This is a genomic window from Marinobacter sp. G5_S1_61_S3 (genome assembly GCF_054968585.1).
In genome coordinates this window covers 75,441-93,093 of sequence record NZ_JBQKUK010000002.1, presented here as the reverse complement: position 1 = coordinate 93,093, position 17,653 = coordinate 75,441, and the positions used below count along the sequence as shown (strand labels likewise).

The following is a 17,653-nucleotide window of genomic DNA, read 5'->3' as shown; positions in this document are numbered from 1 at the left end:
TTTCATGCAACCGGCCAATCTGCTTTTATTGACCATCGTGCTGTCGATGGTTGCCTACGGCTTGGGCTATGCCCGATCGCGGTCACTGGCGATGCCGATGGGGGGCATTCGTCATCTCAAGTCCCTGCCCTTTTATTACGGGGCACGAGCGGCTTTGTGGTGCGGCATTCCCGCGCTGCTGGTGCTTGGGCTCTGGGCAGCGTTCCAGGGAAAAGTTATCCAGACCCTGGTTATTGGCTCCCTGCCACAGGAAATGTTGCCGGCGTCCGAGGGCGAGGCGAGTCTTCTGTTGAGCAAGATCAGCAACGTGGCCAGTGGTAGCCTGCCTCCGGGGTTTGCGGAAGCACCCATTGTTGAAGCTGCAGAGCGACTGAAGGCGCTGAGGGAACAGAGCCGGATGTTCATGACCACCCTGGTGGTGTCCGTCTCTGTGCTGGCGGGATTTTTGGGCTGGCTCCGGGTTCGCCCGGCACTGAACGCCCGGACACAAGTGGAGTCGATCCTGAAGTGGCTGTTTTTCGCCTGTGCCGCGCTGGCGATTCTGACCACCATCGGAATTATTTTCTCCGTGGCGTTTGAAACCTTCCGGTTCTTTCAGAAGATTCCGTTCACCGAGTTTATCTTCGGCTCCCAGTGGAGCCCGCAAACCGCATTACGAGCAGATCAGGTGGCAGCCCAGGGCGCCTTTGGCATGATCCCGCTGTTCACCGGCACGCTGCTGATTTCGGCGATTGCGATGCTGGTTGCGGTGCCGGTGGGATTGCTGTCGGCGATTTACCTCTCGGAGTACGCCAATAAGAAAGTGCGCGGGGTGGTCAAGCCATTGCTTGAGATGCTGGCGGGTATCCCGACGGTGGTCTACGGCTTCTTTGCAGCGCTTACCGTCGCGCCGTTCATCAGTAACTTCGCGGCCTCTCTGGGTATCGATGCGTCGTCCCAGAGTGCGCTCGCCGCTGGCGGGGTCATGGGCATCATGATCATTCCGTTTGTGTCTTCACTGTCGGACGACGTCATCAACGCGGTACCGCAAACCCTGCGTGACGGCTCCCTGGCTTTGGGCGCTACCCAGTCGGAAACCATGAAGAAGGTGATTTTCCCGGCGGCACTGCCCGGCATTATGGGCGGGGTGCTGTTGGCAGTCTCCCGAGCCATTGGTGAAACCATGATCGTGGTCATGGCCGCGGGCCTCGCAGCGAATCTGACGGCCAATCCGCTGGAAACCGTCACTACGGTTACCGTACAGATTGTCACCCTGCTGACCGGCGACCAGGAATTCGACAGCGCCAAGACCCTGGCGGCCTTCGCCCTCGGCGCGATGCTCTTCCTCGCTACCCTGTTGCTGAATGTGGTAGCCCTGAAAATCGTTCGCAAATATCGGGAACAGTATGACTGATCAACGTTCACAGGCGGAGCTCGTCCGCCAGTCACTCAAACGGCGTTACCGCAAGGAGCGCCGGTTCCGGGCCTACGGCATACTGGCGATTGCGATTGCGCTTTCCGCCCTGGTGGTGCTGTTCGTCGACATTATTGGTAAAGGCTACACCGGCTTCACCAAAACCACGATCACCATGGAAGTCGAGCTCGATGGTGAAATGATGTACCTGGACGACCCCACGGACAAAAAGCAGATCAAGATGGCTGATTTTGTGGAGCCATTGGTGCAGGCAATGATCAAACAGGTGCCGGGTGCAACGGAAGAGAACAGGGATGCCGTCCGTGATCTGCTTAACCCCTACGCGTCCAATGAGCTGCGTGACATGCTCGAGCAGAACCCCGAGTGGCTTGGAACCACCCAAACACTGACTGTTCTGGCTCACACCGACGTGGATGTCTACGTGAAGCATGCAGGTGACGACGCCTATTCCATCAAGCTCAGTGACCGGCAACAGCGCTGGGTGGATCAGCTGGTGGAAAATGAGGTTGTGCAGACGTCCTTCAACGATGTGTTCTTTAGCAGCGGCGATTCCCGTGATCCGTCCCGCGCCGGTATTCTTGGGGCGATCGTCGGGTCCTTGCTGACCATGCTGGTGACACTGGTGCTCTCGTTCCCCATCGGGGTTGCGGCTGCCATTTACCTGGAAGAGTTTGCACCCCAGAACAGGCTCACGGATTTCATTGAAGTGAACATCAATAACCTGGCTGCGGTGCCGTCGATTATCTTCGGTTTGCTGGGCCTGGCGGTGTTCATCAACCTGTTCGGCATGCCTAGATCGGTGCCGGTGGTGGGCGGTCTCGTACTGACGCTGATGACCCTGCCAACCATCATCATTTCCAGCCGGGCGGCCATTAAAAGCGTACCGCCGTCAATCCGGGAGGCTGCCGAAGGTATTGGTGCCTCCAAAATGCAGGTGGTGTTACACCATGTATTGCCGCTGGCCATGCCGGGAATGCTGACCGGTTCCATTATCGGCATGGCGCAGGCACTGGGCGAGACCGCCCCCCTGTTGCTGATCGGGATGGTGGCGTTCATCGTTGATGTTCCGGACGGCTTTTTCGATTCGGCGACGGTACTCCCGGTTCAGGTCTTCCTGTGGGCGGGCAGCCCGGAGCTCGCCTTTATAGAACGTGCGTCAGCAGCCATCATGGTATTGCTGGCATTCCTGGTTAGCATGAACGCACTGGCCATTTGGCTTCGCAAGCGCCTTGAGCGTCGGTGGTAAGGAGATAAGCGATGAATACGATGAACCCAACGATTACCAAAGAAGCCGATCATCAAGAGGTTGAGGCGGTTGCTCCGGTGCGGGAGCAGCCCGAGGAAACGATCATTGAGGAAGGCAAAACGGTGGGAGAGCCTTTTGCCGACAATGCCAAATTCAAGCTTCGCGATGTCAATGTTTCCTACGGTGATACCCGGGCGATCAAGAACATCAGCCTGGATGTGGCGAAGAACGAGGTCATTGCCTTTATTGGACCTTCAGGGTGCGGCAAGTCCACGTTCCTGAGGTGTCTCAACCGGATGAATGACAGCATCGAAATCTGCAAGGTGACGGGGTCACTTCAGTTGGACGATCAGGACATCTATGACCGTCGCCGCGACGTTGTCGAATTGCGTGCGCGGGTGGGCATGGTTTTCCAGAAGCCAAACCCGTTCCCCAAGTCCATTTATGACAATGTGGCCTATGGCCCCCGGATTCATGGCCTGGCCAATCGAAAATCCGATCTTGATGACATCGTCGAGAACAGCCTGCGCAAGGCGGGGCTGTGGGGCGAGGTCAAGGACCGTCTGGATGCGACAGCCACCGGAATGTCGGGCGGCCAGCAGCAGCGCCTGTGCATTGCGCGCGCTATCGCGGTGAGCCCGGAGGTTATTCTGATGGACGAGCCTTGCTCTGCACTGGACCCCATTGCAACCGCGAGGGTGGAAGAGCTGATGGCGGAAATGTCGGAGAGTTACACCATCGTGATCGTGACCCACTCGATGCAACAGGCAGCCCGTGTATCGAATCGAACGGCGTATTTCCACCTGGGGCATCTGGTGGAAGTAAACGAAACCAACAAGGTGTTTACGTCGCCCGAGCACGAACTCACCGAATCCTATATCACCGGCCGTTTCGGTTAACGCCGGTATTGTTGAACACTGGAGAACACAGTCATGCCAGATAAAAAGGACGATGTTTACGGCGATCACATTTCGCACAAGTTCAATGACGAACTGATGGCCCTGAAGAGCGAGTTTCTTGAGATGGGCGGCCTGGTGGAGTCCCAGGTCGACCGTGCGATTACCGCACTGGTGGAAAATGATGGCCACCTGGCGGACGAGGTCCGTGCCACGGACAAGAAAGTCGATCAGATGGAAATCGACCTCGACGAGGAAGCAACCCTGATTATCGCCCGTCGCCAGCCCACCGCGCGTGATCTGCGGTTGGTGATTTCGGTGATCAAGATGGTGGCGGACCTGGAGCGGGTTGGTGACGAGGCCAAGAAAATCGCCAAGTTTGCCATCAAGCTGTCAGAGGAAGGTCAGGCGCCTCGTGGGTACGTGGAAGTGCGCCACATTGGCAATCATGTTCTTAGCATGTTGCACGATGCCCTGGACGCCTTTGCCCGTCTCGATTCTGAGCAGGCGCTGCGGATCATGAAGGAAGACAAGCGGGTAGATGAGGAGTACCAGGCGGCCACGCGGACGTTGCTGACGTTCATGATGGAAGACACCCGCAACATTTCCCGCTGTATGTCGGTGATGTGGATTCTCCGTGCCCTGGAGCGGGTGGGGGATCATGCCTGCAACATTGCCGAGAATGTGATCTTCATGGTCAAGGGTGAGGATGTTCGGCATACGCCGGTGGAGGAAGCTGAGAAGGTCGTCGGGCGCTGAGTTCGTAGCCTTCTGGTGCGGGTATTCCCGCAGGGCAGGAGGCACTGTTCAGGACACGCCCGTGAATACGTCCATGTAGGGCTCGGTCGCGCCATCCCTGGCGCTCCATGGTCCTGAACAGTGCCTCCCGCCCGGCTTCGTAAATATCTCAGATATCGCCGGCGCTCAAGGCGATCAGCCTTGCTTCATTTTATCGGTATACGGCGGCCAACCGAGGGGCTTGCCGGCCAGCAGGTGCAGGTGGATGTGGAATACCGTCTGGCCTGAATTTTCGCCGCAGTTCATGACGACCCGATAGCCATCGTCGGCGAAGCCCATCTCCTTCGCCAGCTTGGCGGCAACCCAGTATAAGTGGCCCACCAACTCCCGGTCTCCTTCCTCAATATCGTTGATCGTTGCGATTTCCTTTTTCGGGATAATCAGCAGGTGCACCGGTGCCTGTGGGTTAATGTCCTTGAACGCCAGGCTGATGTCGTCTTCGTAAACGATGTCCGCCGGGATTTCCCGGTTCATGATCTTGGTGAAAATGGTTTCCGCCATGATGATTCCCTGTTGATGAGTTGAGGCTTGTGAAACGCTTTACAGTTGCTTCATCCCCGGCAGCCGATCCGCCAGTTGGCGAATCAGCGGGGGTAGTTCGTCGTCGATGCCCATAGCGTATTTGGCCACCCGGTTTCTGGCAAATGGCATTGCTTTCGCGGCGCCCAGGCCCAGATTGCGCAACAAGTGCAGAGGCGGCGTGCGGTTGCTGAACAGGTGGTAGAACACGTCCATCGCCATCATCATACGGCGGTTGGCCGGGCGGCGTTGTTGCTCGTATTTGGTCAGCCACGCCGGATCGGCCAGGTCGCAGCCTGCGCGTTTGGCCTCGCGGATGACGGTCTGCAGGCAGAGGGCGTCCTGGAAGCCCAGGTTGACGCCCTGGCCAGCCAGCGGGTTGATTGTGTGGGCAGCGTCACCTGCCAGCACGACACGATTGTTCACATAGGTTTTGGCGTGCTGGCGGGCAATCGGGAAGCTGGCTTTGGCTTCAATGTGCGTCAGCAGAGGTAATTCCGGTGGGAAGGCGTTCTGTATTTCTGCCATCAATGCACGGTCGTCCAGTGATTTCAGGCGCGCTAGTTGCTCCGGCGAGTCATACCACACCAGAGAGGCCCAGCTTTCGCCATTGCCCGCGGAATGCAGCGGTAGGAAAGCCCGTGGGCCGGACGGGTAGAAGCCCTGCCAGGTGATGTCCTCAACCGCGCCCTGGTAGCGAACCGAAATGACCATTGCCTGTTGCTGGTACTGGTCCCGGGTTACGCCGATGCCCGCCAGTTCCCGGACGCCGGATGCCGCGCCATCGGCGCCCACCACCAATTGGCACTCGAGTTCGGTGCCGTCCTCCAGGGTCACAGCAGCGTGGTTGTTGCCGTTTTCGAGGTGATTGACGGCGTTGTCGGGAAACAGGGAGACCGAGTTCAGAGCCGCGGCGCTGTTCCACAACGCCTGCTGGGTAATGCGATTCTCCACGATATGCCCCAGGTGTCGGGCGGACAGGTTGCTGGCGTCAAACACCACATCGGCGACCTTGCGGGGCAGCAGGTTGCTGAGTGGGTGGCGGGTTTCGTCCCAGACTGCCAGGCGGGCGTAGGGTGTGGCACGCATGGCGAGCATACTGGGCCAGACGTCAAGATCGTTGAGGTAGCGCTCACTGCCGGCGCTCAGGGCTGACACGCGGATGTCTGGAGGCAGCGAGGGATCGAATTCGGGGGCGGAGCCACGGTCAACCAGGGCCACGCGGAAGCCACTGCGGCCAAGTCCGGTCGCGAGGGCAGCACCGACCATGCCGGCACCGACAATCACAATATCAAAGGCTTGAGTCATAACGGGTTCCTGTCTGGTACGCCCAGTTTACGCGATGGACGCATCCAGACAAGCCGTCCGGATCAAGCCTGGGCCGGTTTTTGGTGTCAGTAACCGGCCAGGTTGGCGGTGGGGCTGCCGGTCAGGGACTCAGCCCTGCGGGCGCGGCCCTTGAGCCAGGCTGGCTTTTGCGCGCCTGGTTTTACAAATCCCTGCTCCAGCACCATCGGATGCACCAGTTCCAGGAAATCTGACGTTTTCATGTGGATGGATTCGGTGTGGCTGCCAGCGGCAAAGGCGAGTTCCGGTTGCCGGGTCAGAGCCTCTGCGCAATACACGGACATATCAAACAGGTTGCCGAATGGCGGCATGGCGCCCACTTCGCACTCGGGGAAGCGGTCCTGAAATTCCTGTTCGTCCGCAAGATCGACAAAATCGGTATCCAGGATGTGGGTCAGTCGGTCCCAACGGATACGCCAGGTAGCGGGCATGACCAGCATGGCCATTTTGCCATCCAGTTCAATAATGACGGTTTTCACCACCCGGTCGCCGGCGATTTTGACGTGGTGGGCGAGTTGCTGGGCGGTAAACGCAGGGGGGTGAGACAGGCACATGTATTCCACGCCTGCCTGATCAAGGTATTCCTTCAACTGCTGTACCGGCATAGTGACAACCTCCTACCAGCAATGACAGCGGTACTGGAACCGGTGATATTCCTGACCCGGTTCCGGTGACTGGCGGTGACGCCGCTAATGCGACTGCACCGCCATTACTGGTCAGCTTAGTTGAGGCTGTACAGAATGCGAGTAACAGTGTGTGTTAATGAGATACCAATCACTCGGATTTGTAGACATGCACATCCCGCTGCGGGAACGGAATGGTAATGCCCTCGGCGTCGAACGCCTTCTTCACTTTCTCGTGCATGTCCCAGTAGTACGGCCAGAGGTCATCGGTGGCGACCCAGGCCCGGAACATCAGGTTAACGGAGTTGTCGCCAAGACTGCCCACGCAGATACGGGGTTCCGGATCCTTCAGTGAACGTTCGTCCTCGTCGAACAGGCGCTTCAGAATGGCCTTGGCCTTGTCGATGTCGTCGTCGTAGTGAATACCGAAAGTCATGTCACAGCGGCGCTTGTCGTAGATGCTGACGTTCACCAGGGTGGCGTTGGACAGGCTGCCGTTGGGAATGACGATGCGGCGGTTATCGAAGGTATTTACCACCGTGTAAAGAATCTGAATCTCCGCGACGGCACCCAGGTAGCCCTGAGCTTCGATGGTGTCACCGACTTTGAATGGCTTGAAGATCAGAATCAGTACGCCGCCGGCAAAGTTGGCCAGGCTGCCCTGCAGCGCAAGGCCGATGGCAAGGCCAGCAGCACCAATAACAGCGATAAAGGACGTCGTAGCGATGCCGATCATCGACGCGACGGAGATCAGCAGCATCACCTTGAGGATGGCGCTTATCAGCCCACACAGAAATTTGTTGAGTGTCGGGTCTTTTGCGCCCAGCTTTTTATCGAGAACCCCGATGCAACGATTGATCAGCCAGAGGCCGAGTACCAGCGTGATGATGGCCAGGACGACCTTTGGGGCGTAGGTCATGATCAACGAGAGTGCCTGGTCCCATAGCTCCGAGGCATTAATGTCGGTTCCCAGAAGATCTTCCATTCAGTGACTCCTTGTTCGGTAGTAGTGGCTTATTACTTTAAATATGACAGGGACAACGGCTGTTCAATTGATATTTGCCTGTGTTTTGTTATAGCAGAGGTTTGTGGCAAACGTACAACATGCGCGTCCAGTTTGGGTGGGAGCGTTGTACGTTGTAAATCAACGACTGGCCCACCCGATGATGGTTTCCGGTCCGCCCTTCACGACAATGCGGCCTTCCTTCTGGCTGAGCTGGTAGTCATACATGGGGTCGTAGTAGTCCTGCAACAGTGCCTCGATCCATTCATGGTGCGCACCGGTCTCACCGGTTCGGTGCTGGCGGTCGAGGGCATCCTCCATCATCTGCCGTAGTCGGCTATGGCGTTCACCGCCGAGGCGTTTCCGGATTCTGTCGAGGGCGCTGAGAAGGTAGTCGCGAAAGTTGAGCCAGCCTGCTTCTGTGCCGTCGCGTTCCACGTAGTCGGCCGTCATCTGGTCAACATAGTCTTCGCGGATGATTCGTACTCGCTCCTCGATCGGTTGATCCAGCACCATCAGGGGTGCTGCTGCCATTCGGTTTCTGAGGCTTTCCGGCAGGGCGCATCGGCCCACCAGTCTGCTTTCATCTTCCAAATACACCGTCCCGCCGACGTGATGATGGGCCTTGAGCATGGCCACGGCCAGGCGGTTTTCGAAATCAATCTGTGACGGTTGGGACGTTACCTGACGACCGAAGCTGGAGCCACGATGGTTTGCCAACCTTTCAAGGTCAACAGGATTGGGCAATTGATTCAGCACGCGGGTTTTGCCGGTGCCGGTGCGGCCGCTGAGAATAACGAACTCGGACGATGCCGTGAGGGCTTCCAGGCTGTCGATCAGGAAGCGGCGCATGGCCTTGTAGCCACCCTGGATGAGCGGAAACTCGATGCCAGAGTCTTTGATCCACTGCTGGGTCAGCCGCGAACGCAGGCCGCCGCGGAAGCAGAACAGGTAGCCGTTCGGGTTTGTGGCGGTAAATCGCTTCCAGGCTTCGATGCGTTGCGCCTTGAGATCCCCGGAAACCAGTTGGTGGCCCAGTTCAATGGCCTTGTCCTGACCTTTTTCCTTGTAGCAGATACCGACCCTGTGGCGTTCCTCGTCGTTCATCAGGGGCGCATTGATAGCATTCGGGAAGCTGCCCTTGCTGAACTCGATCGGGGCCCTTACGTCCATGAGCGGAACGTCGTTCAGGAACAGAGAGAGATAGTCGCTGGTATCAGGTCTGGACGGCATGGCAGGTTTGGGTTCGTACGGGAAATGAGGCAGCAGTATAACGAACATGCTGGTTTTTTGCTCGCCTGCGGGTGTGCCGCCGCGCCGCTGCCGCTACAATGCGTGCCTTGCCATGCCTGTGTTCCGGAGTAATCATGACCCCCGACATTCTAGATCAGCATCTTGGGAAAACCCTCAGCCGGGGGCAGGTTGCCGTTACAGCCCCGGCGGGTTGCCCCGACATCGTCCTCTACCTGTTCGACCCAGGAGTACTGGAAGGCCCGCTAAGCCATGAAGAGGCGCAGGCGGTGGTTGCTGAGCCGGCGTACTGGTCGTTTTGCTGGGCCAGTGGACAGGTATTGGCGGCCTATATCCTCGCACATCCACATCTGGTGAAAGGCAAAAAGGTGTTGGATTTTGGATCCGGTTCCGGGGTGGTGGCTATTGCTGCCGCAATGGCCGGGGCGAGGGAGGCCATCGCCTGTGATATTGACCAGGCTGCACTGGATGCGGCAGCGGCGAACGCCAGATTAAATGGCGTGTCGGTGACCCTGAGCGCCGATTGGGCAACGCGGCCGAGTGATGTGGACGTTGTGACCGCGGCGGACGTGTTGTATGACCCGGAAAATCGCCCGCTGCTGTCCGAGTTCAGGCGAGCCGCGCCTTTGGTGATACTGGCGGATTCTCGCTTGCGGAACCTGGGTGACGACCACTACCGGCAGCAGGACGCAATCGAAGGCCGCACCTGGCCAGACCTGAATGAGTTTGAGGAGTTTAATCGGGTGCGGGTGTACCTGGCAGGCCAGAGCTCGATGACCTGAGAGCGGGCGAAAAAAAAGGGCAACCTTTCGGTTACCCTTTTTCGGAACAGGTGTCGCGTCCCTGCGCTATTGGCAACTACCTTGTTGCCGGTTTCCCTTGCCAGTCCCTGGTGCCGGCGTCCGAGCCGGCGATCCGAAGAGGTCTCCCTTAAGCGAGCCATCCCTGTGTCCCTGCTTCTCCCTGCATCCAATTGCCGGGGTGCATCCAGTGCGTCGTCCATTTCCCTGTCATCCTTGATGTAAACACTATACCAACCGCAGTTTTACAAACATGTGAACTGTGCACGCCAGAGCAGCTGTGCTGGTAGTGGTTTTGTTATAAGTTCTTTAATATCAGTTAATTGAGATATCGGCGGGTATTCCTGTCGGGGAAACCTACGCTATGTCGCAGCAAGATCTTACGAGTTTGTAGGATATATCTCACACAAGTCCGGGTTGATGTCTCAAGTCCGGTGGGTGGTGCTTTATTGACGGCTGTTGGCGTGAACGATGGGACGGTCGTTTTGCGTGCGTGGCCTTATAAATCCGGGACACGGTAGTAACCCGATAGCAATGCCTGCAGCGTCGGCGAGAATATCGGCAATGGCAAAGGTGCGGTAGGGTAGCTGGGCCTGGACAAGCTCAATGCCCAGCCCGAACGCCAGCAGGCCGATGACAATCCACAGTTTCCCCAAGCCCGGCCAGGCCAGCCGGGTAACCACCGCCAACTGCAAGAATGCCAGCAGGTGATTGACTTTGTCGCTGGCTGCCGAGGGAATCGGGTAGGGTTGGCTGGTGGTTGCAAGGTAAATGATGGCGGCGGCCGAAAGAACCAGTATTGCCCGCCAAAAAGGCTGATACGCGAGCAGAATCAGAATGCGTTGCCTCAGGAATGCCATGGTCACCGTCGGGCTGTGGTGGAGTTTGCAACATGATATGCTTTGCGCCCCGTCACTGTCATCGAAGCTGAGGTGCTGCGAGGTATGTTGAAAGGTAATTTTTTCCGCGGCCTGGGTTACCTTGGAGAAGGGTTCCGGCTGATACGGCAGCCTGGACTAAGATTGTTCGTTGTTATCCCTCTGGTTATTAATATTCTGTTATTCGGCCTGCTGTTCTACTTTCTGGCTGAACTCTTTGCAGCGATGATTGCCACAGCCATGAGCTGGTTACCGGATTGGGCGTGGCTACAAAGCCTCGACTGGTTGTTCTGGATTCTCTACGGCGCCGTCATCCTGTTGATGTTGGCTTACGGGTTCGTGATCCTGGCGAACCTCATCGGCTCGCCCTTCTACGGTTACCTCGCGGAACTGACGGAAAAGCACCTGACCGGTCAGGAGGTCAGCACCGATGATGGCTGGAGCCAGATCATACGGGATATTCCCCGCTCTCTCTGGCGGGAGGTGCAGAAAATCCTCTACTACCTGCCCAGGGCCATTGGCCTTTTCATCATCGGTGTTATCCCGGTGGTCAATCTGGTGGCGGCCGTGCTGTGGTTCGTCTTCAATTGCTGGATGATGTCGCTGCAGTACGTGGACTACCCGGCGGACAACCATCGGGTCAGTTTCCCGGCCTTGCGGCGGCTACTGGGTGACACTCGCCTGTCGGCCCTCGGGTTTGGCCTGCCGGTGGCATTGGCGGCCATGGTGCCGGTGCTGAACCTGGTGGTGGTGCCTGCCGCGGTTTGTGGTGCCACCGCCTATTGGGTGCGTGAGAACGGTCCCTCGAACACAGACGTATAAAGCAGTTACGGTGATTTAAATCTGTCGGAGGTTTCTTGGATACATCGGAATTTGTAATTGGTCAGCGCTGGGTCAGCCACAGCGATACCGCGCTCGGCCTTGGTATTGTCACGGACATCTCAGGCCGCCGTGTAACGCTGGGTTTCCCGGCGGCGGATGAGGAGCGCACCTACGCCATCGACAATGCTCCGCTGTCGAGGATCATCTACCAGATTGGCGAGGCTATCGAAACCTTCGATGGCGAACGTTACATCGTGAGGGCCGTGGAGGATATCGGCGGTGTGCTGATGTACCACGCCGATGACGGCGGAGAGAACCTGATCCATGTTTCCGAGGTAAAACTCAGCAGTTCCGTGGACTTTTCCGCCCCCCACCAACGGCTGTTTGCCGGCCAGTTTGATCGCAATGGTGCGTTTCGCCTGCGGATGGCCACCGCGCAACACCTTGACCGGTTACGTGCATCCTCGGCTCAGGGCCTGATCGGTGCGCGCACGCAGCACTTGCCACACCAGATTTACATTGCCCACGAAGTGGCAACACGATACGCCCCCCGGGTTCTGCTGGCGGACGAAGTGGGGTTGGGCAAAACCATTGAGGCCGGCCTGATTCTTCACTATCAGCTGCACACCAGTCGTGCCCGTCGGGTGCTTATCGTGGTGCCGGATTCATTGATGCATCAGTGGTTGGTGGAAATGCTGCGGCGGTTCAACCTGCGATTCTCGATCATTGATCGCAGCCGGTATGAGGCCATGGAGGATCTGGAGGGGTTGTCGGAAGAGGATGACGACCTGACCGATGCCGATGAAAACCCGTTTGAGAGTGAACAGCTTGCACTGTGCAGCCTGGATTTCCTGATGACCAGCGAACAGGCCCAGGCGGATGCCATTGCCGCCGGTTGGGACCTGATGGTGGTGGATGAGGCCCATCACCTGGCCTGGAGCCCGGAGGTGGCGAGCCCTGAATATCGGCTGATTGAGCAGCTTTCAGAAGCCAGCAATGGCTTGTTGCTGTTGACCGCAACCCCGGAGCAGGTGGGGGTGGCCAGCCACTTCGCTCGCTTGCGGTTACTGGACCCGGCACGCTTTCACGATCTGGAGACTTTCCGGGAAGAGGAAAAGCAGTACGAAGTGATCAATGGGGTGGTTTCCCATATCCGAGAGCAAGGCATAACCGCTGTCTCCGACACGGATCGGAAAGCCCTCGAGGGCTGGCTGGGTGATGAGCTGGAAGGTTTGATGGCGTCCCAGGAGCCGGCACAGGCCGTGGTTGATGCATTGCTGGACCGTCACGGTACCGGTCGCGTGCTGTTCCGGAACACCCGCGCCGCCATCAAGGGGTTCCCGGAGCGCCATCCGCTACCGGTTGCGTTACCCTGCCCGGAACTCTACCAGCAGGGAGATGTTTGTCAGGGGGTAGCCGGGTTAACGCCCGAAACGGCCGTGGACGAAGAACAATGGCTGGCGGAAGATCCCCGTGTCGCCTGGCTGGAGAAGACCCTGACCGGCCTGAAGCCGGCCAAGGTGGTGGTGATCTGTGCCCACGCCTCGACCGCCATGGCTCTGGAGCACTACCTGCAACTGCGTGCCGGTATCCGCAGCGCTGCCTTCCATGAACATCTGAGCCTGATCGAGCGGGATCGCGCCGCAGCTTACTTCGCTGATACTGAACAGGGCGCCCAGGCACTGATCTGCTCGGAAATCGGCAGTGAGGGGCGCAATTTCCAGTTCGCCCATCACCTGATCCTGTTCGATCTGCCCGCCAACCCCGACTTGCTGGAACAGCGCATCGGCCGGCTCGACCGGATTGGCCAGACCGACACCATCGACATCCATATCCCCTACCTGCAGGGAACGGCCCAGGAGGTCCAGTACCGTTGGTTTGAGGACGGCGTGAACGCGTTCAATGAAAGTTGCTCTGTGGGTGTCGCTGTCCACGATCATGTGGCCGTGCAGTGGCAGGCCGTCATTGATGGTGCGACGGACGACCTGCCGGCGCTGGTGGATGCTTCGCGGGCCGAGGCCGAGCGCCTGCGTACGTTGCTGCGCAACGGCCGCGACGCGCTCATCGAGCTTAACTCCTGCCGTCCGGACGTGGCGGAGGCGTTGATCAGCCAGATCGAATCCGAGGAAGAATCCGCCCAGGTTCGTGACTATATGATCGAGGCCTGCGATATCCTCGGCGTTGAGGTCGAGGATCATTCCGAGCATGCCGACGTGCTGAGGCCTGGCGAGCAATACCAGGCCGGACACGTGACCGAGCTGCCGGAAGACGGCCTGACCGTTACCTGGAGTCGTCAGCAGGCTCTTGAGCGCGAAGACATGGCCTTCATGAGTTGGGAGCATCCGCTGGTGACCGGCATCATGGAATCGGTCACCAGTTCCGGGCTGGGTAAGGCGGCTTTGGCCAGTATGACGGTCAAGGCGCTGCCACCCGGCACTCTGTTGCTGGAGGCCCTGTATACCGTGCATTGCCCGGCGCCTGAATCGCTGCAGTTGTCCCGGTACCTGCCGGTCTCGCCGTTGAGGCTGCTGGTGGATGTGAACGGGCGTGACTTGTCGGCAACTCTGCCTCATGACCGGCTCAACGACATGTGCTCGAACATCCGCAGGCGCACCGCTCAGGCCATCGTGCCGCAGATTCGCCCGCAGGTGGAAACCATGGTCGATCATGCCGAACGCCTTTCCGAGCCGCACCTGGAGCCCCTGAGAGCGTCGGCCCTGGCCCAGGTCAGAGACGTGTTCGGCCCGGAAATCCAGCGTCTTGAGGCGATGAAGAAGGTCAATCCGACCATTCGTGACGACGAAATCGATTTCTTCCGTAAACAGTTGCACGCCGCGGAGACGTTACTGGGGCAGGCCAGCCTGTCCCTGGAAGGCATTCGCGTTATTGTAACTGCCTGATGGTGAACCAGTTGCTGGTCAGGATTCATCTGATCAGGTAGGTTGAACGTAACAGAATGTAGTTTTTGACATTCAAAACCACGGACGACAGAGAGTATCCATGATGACTTTCATACTGTTTCTTGCTGCTGTTACCGGCCTTCTTGTTGTGATGCGCAAGGAATCCGGTGCCAAACCCGCTATCGGGGTGATGGTGGTAACAGGCGTGCTTTCGCTTTTCCTGGCGTCGGGATTGCTCGCGTTCATACTGTTTATCGGCGCCGCCGTTACCGCCGCTGCAGGTCTGCCGGGATTTCGCCGGAGCTGGCTGACCCCGCGGGTATTCGCCATGTTCAAGAAAGTGGCTCCCAAGGTGTCCGATACCGAAAAAGTGGCCCTGGAAGCGGGGACCGTCAGTTGGGATGGCGAGCTGTTTACCGGGCGCCCCGACTGGCACAGCCTGCTGATCAACCGCAACACGGGCCTGTCTGAGAAAGAGCAGGCTTTTGTGGACAACCAGTGCACCCAGGCCATTTCCATGTGTAACGCCTGGGACCTGGCCGTTGAACGTGCTGATCTGCCGGCGGATTTGTGGGAGTTCCTCAAGAAAGAAAAATTCTTCGGCATGATCATTCCCGAGGAATACGGCGGCCTGCACTTCTCCGCCAAGGCCCAGACAGCGGTGTTGCAGAAGCTGGCGGCCAACGAAATGCTGATGGTCACCGTGGGCGTGCCCAACTCCCTCGGCCCTGGTGAGCTACTGGTCAAGTACGGCACCGACGAACAGAAGAATCACTATCTGCCCCGGTTGGCGGATGGTCGCGAAATTCCCTGCTTCGGCCTGACTGGCCCCCGCGCCGGTTCCGACGCCACCTCGCTGCCGGACACCGGTGTGGTCTGCAAGGGCGAGTTCGAGGGCAAGGAAGTGCTGGGCCTGCGTCTCAACTTCGAGAAACGCTGGATTACCCTGGCGCCGGTTGCGACTGTGGTTGGTCTCGCCTTCCGCATGTTCGACCCCGACGGGCTGCTCGGTGACACCAAGGACTATGGGATTACCTGTGCGCTGATTCCCCGCAATACCAAGGGCATGGAAATCGGCCGCCGGCATTGTCCCATCGGCACACCATTCATGAACGGCCCCATCAAGGGCACCGACGTGTTCATTCCGCTGGATTACATCATCGGTGGCCAGGAAATGGCCGGGCAGGGCTGGCGCATGCTGGTTGAGTGTCTGTCCGTCGGACGCTGCATCACCTTGCCATCCGGCGCGGCCGGAGCGGCTGCCTACTCAGTGGGCACCGCTGGCGGCTTCACCCGCATCCGTCGCCAGTTCAATACCCCGGTGGCAGACATGGAAGGCGTGCAGGAGCCTCTGGCCCGCATTGCTGCCAAGACCTACATCGCCCAGTCGGCAGTGAACCACACCGCGAACATGATCGACAAAGGCGAAAAACCGGCGGTACCGTCGGCGATTCTCAAGTATCACCTGACCGAATTCCAGCGCGGTGTCCTGACCGACGCTATGGATGTGCATGGTGGTAAGACGGTCACCCTTGGCCCCCGCAACTACCTGGGAATCGGCTTCAGTGGTGCGGCGGTTTCCATCACTGTGGAAGGCGCCAACATCATGACCCGCAGCCTGATGATCTTCGGTCAGGGTGCAATACGCTGTCATCCCTATGTACTGAAGGAACTGGCGGCCAAAGACAACGATGACATCGACGCGTTTGACGATGCCTTTTTCGGCCACGCTGGCCTGATCTTCGGCAACGCTGCTCGTGCGTTCACCCAGGCTCTGGGTATCGGCAAACCCGACGTGCCGTTTGACCACAATGCACGCAAATACGCCCAGGGTGTGGCCCGCTTTAGCGCCGCCTTCGGCCTGTGTGCCGACGCCGCGATGACCACGCTGGGGTCGGAACTGAAAATGCGTGAGCTGATTTCCGCCCGCCTTGGTGATGTGCTGGCCAATCTTTACCTGGCCTCCATGGTGCTCAAGAACTGGCATGAAACCCAGCCGGTTGACGGTGAGCGCGACCTGATGGAGTACAGCATGGCGCTGTTGCTGAACCGAGCGGAAACCGCCATGGAAGAATTCCTCCAGAACCTTCCTAACCGCCCGGTCGCTATGGCCTTGCGTGCCATCACCATGCCCCTCGGCCGTCGTTGGGACCAGCCCCATGATGATCTGGCCCGCAAACTGGCAAAAGCCATCTCCACCGATACCCCCGTGCGGGAGAAGCTGTTGGCCGGAGCCTGGACGACGGCTGGCGAAGGCAAGGGTGCGGTTGAGAATCCCATTGCTCAGTACAACTATTTGCTGAAGGATTACGACAAGGCCGAACAGCTGTATCGCAAAGTCACCAAGGCGTATGCCAAGGGCCAGTTGCCGATGGACGCGCTGCATCCGGAAGAACGCTTCGAAGCCGCACTGGAAGCGGACATCTTCACCAAGGAAGAGGCCGAGTTTATGCGCGAGTACGAAGCCGTGGTCCTGGAAATGCTGACCGTCGACGACTTCCCGTTCGACGAGTTTGCTCGTAACAAAGACACGCTGATCGACCACAACCCGGCCTGACAGAGGGTATAGGGGTTTGGATTGAGGATGCCGGATGGCAATATCCGGCAGACACCAAATCATGAGGTAATTTGGGAATGTGGCTATCAATCCTGGCCGTAAGCGCCGGAGCCGTCATCGGCGCTAACCTGAGATGGGCACTGGGCCTTTGGCTCAACAGCAGCTACCACGCCATTCCCTACGGCACCCTCGCCGCCAACCTCTCCGGCGGCTGGCTTGTTGGCCTGCTTATTGGCTATTTCGTTCATGGCACCTCGTTGGCACCGGAGTGGCGCCTGTTTGCCATTACCGGCCTTTGCGGCGCCCTGACCACCTTCTCCACCTTCTCCCTGGAAATGCTTTCCGCTATCCAGGAAGGCAAATGGAGCATGGCTCTGGCTGGAATTCTGGCCCATGTTGTTGGCTCTATCCTCATGACAGCACTGGGAATTTACACCTTCGGGCTGGTCCGGGGATGATGGGTAACACTACGTACGGAATAAATGAAAAATACGCTTGGCAATCCCAAAAACAAAGAGTAGAGTTATTTACGTAGGAAAGATTCAGTAAAGCTTTCATGAATAAGACGTACCTCCGCAGTTAGTAGTGACCGTCCTGTT

The 17,653-nt window shown here is 58.4% G+C and carries 15 protein-coding genes; 9 read left to right on the top strand and 6 right to left on the bottom strand.

Features of this window, described 5'->3' with window-relative positions:
• The first annotated feature begins 4 nt into the window (after window positions 1-4).
• From pstC to phoU, 4 genes are read left to right on the top strand one after another with little or no spacing between them, the layout of a single operon-like run.
• Entirely contained in the window at window positions 5-1,393 is a 1,389-nt protein-coding gene (gene pstC / locus ACTRWH_RS01945; RefSeq protein ID WP_036210700.1) for a phosphate ABC transporter permease subunit PstC, read from the top strand.
• Entirely contained in the window at window positions 1,386-2,660 is a 1,275-nt protein-coding gene (pstA, locus tag ACTRWH_RS01940; RefSeq protein ID WP_462825820.1) for a phosphate ABC transporter permease PstA, read from the top strand. Before pstC ends, pstA begins: the two co-directional genes overlap by 8 nt.
• An 11-nt stretch (window positions 2,661-2,671) precedes the next feature.
• Window positions 2,672-3,559, top strand: a complete 888-nt coding sequence (pstB, locus tag ACTRWH_RS01935) for a phosphate ABC transporter ATP-binding protein PstB (RefSeq protein WP_036210707.1) — start codon at window positions 2,672-2,674, stop codon at window positions 3,557-3,559.
• A 33-nt stretch (window positions 3,560-3,592) separates the two neighbouring features.
• Entirely contained in the window at window positions 3,593-4,315 is a 723-nt protein-coding gene (gene phoU / locus ACTRWH_RS01930) for a phosphate signaling complex protein PhoU (protein WP_091644633.1), read from the top strand.
• Window positions 4,316-4,489: 174 nt separating this feature from the next.
• Here phoU and ACTRWH_RS01925 read toward each other — a convergent pair whose 3' ends face one another.
• The 5 genes from ACTRWH_RS01925 to mnmH all read right to left on the bottom strand — a co-directional run bounded on the left by ACTRWH_RS01925 (window position 4,490) and on the right by mnmH (window position 9,079).
• The gene (locus tag ACTRWH_RS01925) at window positions 4,490-4,855 is read right to left on the bottom strand and encodes a histidine triad nucleotide-binding protein (protein WP_273063743.1); all 366 of its coding nucleotides are present in this window, start codon (window positions 4,853-4,855) and stop codon (window positions 4,490-4,492) included.
• A 39-nt stretch (window positions 4,856-4,894) separates the two neighbouring features.
• Window positions 4,895-6,181: an FAD-dependent monooxygenase gene (locus ACTRWH_RS01920; protein WP_462825819.1), complete on the bottom strand. Its 1,287-nt coding sequence runs from the start codon at window positions 6,179-6,181 to the stop codon at window positions 4,895-4,897.
• Window positions 6,182-6,267: 86 nt separating this feature from the next.
• Window positions 6,268-6,825: an aminoacyl-tRNA deacylase gene (locus ACTRWH_RS01915; protein ID WP_036210719.1), complete on the bottom strand. Its 558-nt coding sequence runs from the start codon at window positions 6,823-6,825 to the stop codon at window positions 6,268-6,270.
• Between the two features lie 169 nt (window positions 6,826-6,994).
• Complete coding sequence (locus tag ACTRWH_RS01910) at window positions 6,995-7,828, bottom strand: mechanosensitive ion channel family protein (RefSeq protein ID WP_036210722.1); 834 nt, start codon at window positions 7,826-7,828, stop codon at window positions 6,995-6,997.
• Between the two features lie 159 nt (window positions 7,829-7,987).
• Complete coding sequence (gene mnmH, locus ACTRWH_RS01905) at window positions 7,988-9,079, bottom strand: tRNA 2-selenouridine(34) synthase MnmH (protein ID WP_151983160.1); 1,092 nt, start codon at window positions 9,077-9,079, stop codon at window positions 7,988-7,990.
• Between the two features lie 134 nt (window positions 9,080-9,213).
• Between mnmH and ACTRWH_RS01900 the strand changes: the two genes are divergently transcribed.
• Window positions 9,214-9,879 (top strand): class I SAM-dependent methyltransferase, encoded by a 666-nt coding sequence (locus tag ACTRWH_RS01900; RefSeq protein ID WP_091644638.1) that lies wholly within the window; start codon window positions 9,214-9,216, stop codon window positions 9,877-9,879.
• 464 nt (window positions 9,880-10,343) lie between these two features.
• Here ACTRWH_RS01900 and ACTRWH_RS01895 read toward each other — a convergent pair whose 3' ends face one another.
• Window positions 10,344-10,757, bottom strand: coding sequence for a VanZ family protein (locus ACTRWH_RS01895; protein WP_462825818.1), 414 nt, complete (start codon window positions 10,755-10,757; stop codon window positions 10,344-10,346).
• A gap of 84 nt (window positions 10,758-10,841) precedes the next feature.
• On the opposite strand from ACTRWH_RS01895, the gene cysZ reads away from it, so the two are divergent.
• From cysZ to crcB, 4 genes are all read left to right on the top strand, one after another.
• Window positions 10,842-11,597, top strand: a complete 756-nt coding sequence (gene cysZ, locus ACTRWH_RS01890; RefSeq protein WP_036211891.1) for a sulfate transporter CysZ — start codon at window positions 10,842-10,844, stop codon at window positions 11,595-11,597.
• Window positions 11,598-11,632: 35 nt separating this feature from the next.
• The gene (gene rapA / locus ACTRWH_RS01885; RefSeq protein WP_449287705.1) at window positions 11,633-14,497 is read left to right on the top strand and encodes an RNA polymerase-associated protein RapA; all 2,865 of its coding nucleotides are present in this window, start codon (window positions 11,633-11,635) and stop codon (window positions 14,495-14,497) included.
• 103 nt (window positions 14,498-14,600) lie between these two features.
• A complete protein-coding gene (locus ACTRWH_RS01880) occupies window positions 14,601-17,054 on the top strand; it encodes an acyl-CoA dehydrogenase (protein ID WP_462825868.1) in 2,454 nt (817 codons plus the stop codon).
• Window positions 17,055-17,131: 77 nt separating this feature from the next.
• Window positions 17,132-17,512: a fluoride efflux transporter CrcB gene (gene crcB / locus ACTRWH_RS01875; protein WP_036210736.1), complete on the top strand. Its 381-nt coding sequence runs from the start codon at window positions 17,132-17,134 to the stop codon at window positions 17,510-17,512.
• The last annotated feature ends 141 nt before the right edge of the window (window positions 17,513-17,653 follow it).